Origin of the sequence: Arthrobacter sp. HMWF013, assembly GCF_003061105.1 — a bacterium.
Lineage (GTDB): Bacteria > Actinomycetota > Actinomycetes > Actinomycetales > Micrococcaceae > Arthrobacter.
On record NZ_QAIQ01000490.1, the window covers coordinates 1 to 1,348 of the forward strand.

General features: G+C 66.2%; 1 protein-coding gene and 1 pseudogene. Both read right to left on the reverse strand.

What is annotated here, in order from left to right; translation table 11 throughout:
- Positions 1 to 68: 68 nt before the first annotated feature.
- A complete protein-coding gene (locus DBR22_RS17470; protein WP_108600066.1) occupies positions 69 to 800 on the reverse strand; it encodes a DUF1365 domain-containing protein in 732 nt (243 codons plus the stop codon).
- Positions 797 to 1,348 (reverse strand): annotated as a pseudogene (locus tag DBR22_RS17475) (amine oxidase); the annotation flags it as partial. The gene DBR22_RS17470 and the pseudogene DBR22_RS17475, both read right to left, overlap by 4 nt.

The following is a 1,348-nucleotide window of genomic DNA, read 5'->3' on the forward strand; positions in this document are numbered from 1 at the left end:
GTGCCGGACAGCTGACTTCGCAGCTGCGACCGCCACAGTTGCAGCCGTTCCGTTCTCATCGGTCATAGTCATTGAACTGCCTCCTGTGAGGGGTGATGTGGCCTTTTGACGACGGGCAGGCGTCTTGCCCAGAGTTTAACGCCTTGGATCCGGATCAAAGCGGAAACCAGCAGCGGCGCGGCCGGAACAGCCACTGCCGCCGCCAGGATGTTCGGCACGGTGGCCGGGCGCCGGTCCCCGTCCATGGTGGCAACGAAGGGCCGGTGCCCCTCCCGCTCCAGGACGATGGAAACTGAGAGCCGTTCCCGGGGAGCGGGCACCTTCATGCGGTACAGCCCGGCCAGATCATTGAACGGTGAAACGTAGAAGGCCTTATGCACAGTGGCCCGGCCGGCGGAATCCGTGTCCAGGAGATAGCAGTGGCGTTCCCCATAGGTGTTGTGGACCTCGGCGATGACGCACTGCAGGTCCCCGGACTGCCGGTAGCACCAGAACAGGGTGAGCGGGTTGAAGACGTGCCCGAACACCCGGGCACTGGTCAGCATCCGGATCGCGCCGCCGTCGGGCTCTATCCCCCGGGTCCGGAGGAAGGCCTCCACATTGCTGCGGATAGTGGCTTTGGGATCGCCGAGGTGGTCCGCCGCCAGGAAGACGGCAAGCGGCCGCAGGATCCGCGGCAGAACGGGGAGCCTGTCCACATCAACAAACCAGCTGTAGCTCCGGTAGGTAAAGGCGTTCTTCAGCGGGGTCTGCCGCACATGCGAGATGGAGGTGCGGTAAATGGCTGCCGTGGCGCTCATGTGCCCTCCGAAGCCGTCTGCAGTTCGGGCTCGGGTGACTGCAGTCCGGGCCCGTCCCAGGTGCGGCCCAGGTGCTCGGCAGCCCGCACACCGGACAATGCACCGTCCTCGTGGAAGCCCCAGCCCAGGTAGGCACCGGCGTAGGCGATCCGGCTATCACTCAGGGCTGCGATCCGCTGCTGCGCGCGCAACGAGTCGGGGGTGTACTGCGGGTGCTCGTACACCATGCGCTCAAGGACCTGCTCCTCGCCGATCAGTTCGGACTCGCCAAGGCTCACCAGATACGGCTGGCCATCGGCGGGCTGCAGGCGCTGGAGCCGGGTGAGGTCGTAGCTGACGAGCACCTTGTCGGGGCGGGCGTCGCAGCCGGGGAGCCGGTAGTTCCAGGACGCCTTGGCATTGTCCGCGGCGGGAAGGACCGCCGGATCGCGGTGGAAGACGGTGTGGTTGACGGAGTAGGGCATGCCGCCCAGCGCTTCTTTCTCATCCGGGGTGGCATCGGCGAGGAAGCTCAAAGCCTGGGCCGGGTGCGTGGCTATGACCACTGC

Coding starts and splice junctions, on each gene's coding strand:
- DBR22_RS17470 (WP_108600066.1), bottom strand. CDS start 800: ATGAGCGCCACGGCAGCCATTTACCGCACCTCCATCTCGCATGTGCGG.